The organism is Acidocella sp. (genome assembly GCF_052326845.1).
GTDB lineage: Bacteria > Pseudomonadota > Alphaproteobacteria > Acetobacterales > Acetobacteraceae > Acidocella.
The window spans coordinates 1-3,354 of record NZ_JBKQJR010000136.1; the positions used below are offsets into that span (position 1 = coordinate 1).

A 3,354-nucleotide genomic window follows, 5' to 3' on the forward strand; every position below is an offset into this window, starting at 1 on the left:
GCTCATCGTTGGCCCCACCGGCGCGGGTAAATCGGTGCTGCTGGCGCTGATAGCCTTGCAATTTCGCCGCTACGAAGCGGCACAGATTTTTGCCTTCGATTTCGGCGGCTCGATCCGTGCCGCAGCTCTGGCCATGGGCGGCGATTGGCATGATCTCGGTGGTGCACTGGCCGATGACGCCGCCCCTGTCGCGTTGCAGCCCCTGGCCCGGATCGATGATGCCGCCGAGCGCGGCTGGGCTGCCGAATGGGTCGCCAACATCCTGGAGCGCGAAAAACTCGCCCTTACGCCGGAAGCCAAGGAACATATCTGGACGGCTCTTTCCTCCCTGGCCTCGGCGCCCGTGGCGGAGCGGACTCTGACCGGCCTGTCAGTCCTGCTCCAATCCAACGCGCTGAAGCAGGCGCTCCGCCCGTACTGCGTCGGTGGCCCATTCGGCCGGCTGCTCGACGCGGAATCCGAACGGCTCGGCGGCGCCGAAATCCAGGCCTTCGAGACCGAAGGGCTGATCGGCACCGGCGCCGCGCCCGCTGTGCTTGCCTATCTCTTCCACCGCATCGAAGCCCGCCTGGACGGGCCGCCAACCCTGCTCATCATCGACGAAGGCTGGCTGGCGCTGGACGATCCCGGCTTCGCCGCCCAACTCCGCGAGTGGCTAAAAACCCTGCGCAAGAAAAACGCCTCCGTCGTCTTCGCCACCCAATCGCTCGCCGACATCGAAACTAGCGCCATCGCCCCGGCCATCGTCGAGAGCTGCCCGACGCGGATTTTTCTGCCGAACGAGCGCGCCATCGAGCCGCAAATCACCGCCATCTATCGCCGCTTCGGCCTCAACGATCGCCAAGTCGAAATTCTCGCCCGCGCTACGCCGCGCCGCGATTATTACTGCCAGTCCCGTCGCGGCAACCGCCTGTTCGAACTCGGCCTCGGTGACGCCGCACTCGCCTTCACCACCGCATCCTCCAAGACCGACCAGAACGCGATCACGGAAATCCTCGCGGCACACGGCCAGACCGGCTTTGCCGCCGCCTGGCTGCGCCACAAAGGCGCGGACTGGGCGGCAGACCTTCTCGGCAACCTCAGTTCGGAGGCATCACAATGATTACGCCCCGTTATCGCGCCATGCTCATCGCGGGCGCCGCGATCTTGTCGCTGCTTACGGCCAGCGCACCGGCCCACGCACAGATCGCTGTCTTCGACGCAACCAACTTTTCGCAAAACGTGCTGACGGCGGCGCGTGAGCTGCAACAGGTCGACAACGAAATCCAGAGCCTGGAAAACGAAGCCACCATGCTCATCAACGAGGCGAAAAACCTCGCCAGCCTGCCATACTCCTCGCTAGCCCAGCTTGACCAATCGATCACCCAGACCCAGCAATTGCTCAGCCAGGCCCAGAACATCGCCTACGATGTCACCACAATCAATCAGGCCTTCACCCAGGTCTACCCGCAGTCCTACGCAAGCACGGCATCACCCTCGCAACTGGAGAGCGACGCCCAGACCCGCTGGCAAAATGCCCGCGCCAGCTATCAGGATTCGATGAACGTTCAGGCCGGTGTCGTGCAGAACCTCGCCACCACCCACGCGCAGATCGACGCGCTCATCTCCTCCAGCCAGTCCGCCGTGGGCGCGCTGCAAGCCAGTCAGGCGGGCAACCAGATGCTGGCCATCCAGAGCGGCCAGCTCGCCGACCTCACGGCACTGATCGCGGCGCAGGGCCGTGCCCAGGCTTTGGCTGGGACGAGTGACGCCGAAGCCCAAGCACAGGCCCAGGCACAGCTCAACCAGTTCCTGACGACAGGTGTCGGCTACCAGCCTCAGCCCGTCGAAATGTTCCATCAGCAGTGAGCCGCGCACCATGAACCCCGGCGTCATCGATAATTTTCTCAACGTCTTCACCACCTACATCGACAGCGGGTTCGGCTTGCTGCACGGCGATGTCGCCTATCTCTCCTCAACCCTGATCGCCATCGACATCACCCTCGCCGGGCTCTTCTGGGCCTGGGGCGCCGACGAGGACATCATGGCGCGCCTGGTAAAGAAGACGCTCTATATCGGCTTCTTCGCCTACATCATCGGCAATTTTAACACCCTCGCCGAGATCGTCTTCAACTCCTTCGCGGGCCTCGGCCTGGAAGCCGCAGGCTCCAACCTCTCCGCGACCCAATTCCTGCAACCCGGCCAGTTCGCCCAAATTGGCATCAATGCCGGCAAGCCGATCCTGCAAGCCGCCGGGAAGCTCATGGGCTACACCTCGTTCTTCAGCAATTTCGTGCAGATTTTCGTGCTGATGGTGGCATGGCTCCTCGTGGTCATCGCCTTCTTCGTGCTGGCCATTCAGCTCTTCGTCACGTTGATCGAATTCAAGCTGACCACGCTCGCGGGCTTCGTGCTCGTGCCCTTTGGCCTGTTCGGTAAAACCGCCTTCCTCGCCGAAAAAGTCCTCGGCAATGTCGTCGCCTCCGGCGTGAAGGTGCTCGTTCTCGCCGTCATCGTCGGCATCGGCACCACCTTGTTCAGCCAGTTCACCCAGGACTTTGGCAACACCCAGCCAACCATCGAGGACGCCCTCTCCCTCGTCTTGGCCTCCCTGTCGCTGCTCGGGTTGGGCATTTTTGGCCCCGGCATCGCCACGGGCTTGCTCTCCGGCGCGCCACAGCTTGGCGCGGGTGCTGCCATCGGCACCGCGCTCGTCGCCGGGGGCATTGGTGCTGCCGGCGTGATCGGCTCAGCCGGAGCACTTCGCGCCGGTGCTGGTGCGCTCGTGGCGGGCACACGGGGCGGAGCGGCGCTCGCAGGCGCCACCTCGACCGCCTACCGCTTAGGCGCCGCAGCTTCGGGTGAGGGCGGCATAAAGGGCGCTGCCGCAGGCATGGCCGGTGTCGCCAAGGCAGGCGCCGCCGTACCCCGCGCCATGGTGGCCCGCGTCGCTGACAACCTGAAACAGAGCTTTGCCGCCGGTGGCCGCGCCGCATTTCAGGCAACCGGCGGAGCACCTCCAAGCGCATCCGCCGAGGCGGCCCCAACGGGTAACACCGCAGGCGGCCCACCGGGTTGGGCCCAGCAGATGCGCCGCAGCCAAGCCGTCAGCCACGGCGTCTCCACCGCCACCCATGTCATGCGCTCCGGCGACCATGGTGGCGGCTCCAACAGCGTCGACCTTTCGGGAGATAAATAATGCAATTCCGCCGCCCCGGCACACGCTACGGCCGCACCCCCGAACCTGAAACTCCCTACCAAAAGGCCGCGCAGGTATGGGACGAGCGCATCGGCTCCGCCCGTGTCCAGGCCCGCAACTGGCGCCTCATCGCCTTCGGGAACCTGTTCCTTGCCATCGGCTTGGCGGGCGGCCTC

General features: G+C 64.9%; 4 protein-coding genes. All 4 read left to right on the forward strand.

Features of this window, described 5'->3' with window-relative positions:
• Nucleotides 1-1,102 (forward strand): TraG/VirB4 family ATPase (locus ACLPJJ_RS09010; protein WP_443590639.1); only part of this gene is annotated, 1,102 nt, incomplete at its 5' end.
• Nucleotides 1,099-1,848, forward strand: a complete 750-nt coding sequence (trbJ, locus tag ACLPJJ_RS09015; RefSeq protein WP_443590640.1) for a P-type conjugative transfer protein TrbJ — start codon at nucleotides 1,099-1,101, stop codon at nucleotides 1,846-1,848. The genes ACLPJJ_RS09010 and trbJ, both read left to right, overlap by 4 nt.
• 10 nt (nucleotides 1,849-1,858) lie before the next feature.
• The gene (gene trbL / locus ACLPJJ_RS09020) at nucleotides 1,859-3,178 is read left to right on the forward strand and encodes a P-type conjugative transfer protein TrbL (protein ID WP_443590641.1); all 1,320 of its coding nucleotides are present in this window, start codon (nucleotides 1,859-1,861) and stop codon (nucleotides 3,176-3,178) included.
• Nucleotides 3,178-3,354: VirB8/TrbF family protein (locus tag ACLPJJ_RS09025; protein ID WP_443590642.1), on the forward strand; the 177-nt coding region annotated here is incomplete at its 3' end. The genes trbL and ACLPJJ_RS09025, both read left to right, overlap by 1 nt.

Excerpts from the sequence above, each read along its gene's own strand:
- trbJ (WP_443590640.1), top strand. The coding sequence starts at position 1,099 with ATGATTACGCCCCGTTATCGCGCCATGCTCATCGCGGGCGCCGCGATC.
- trbL (WP_443590641.1), top strand. The coding sequence starts at position 1,859 with ATGAACCCCGGCGTCATCGATAATTTTCTCAACGTCTTCACCACCTAC.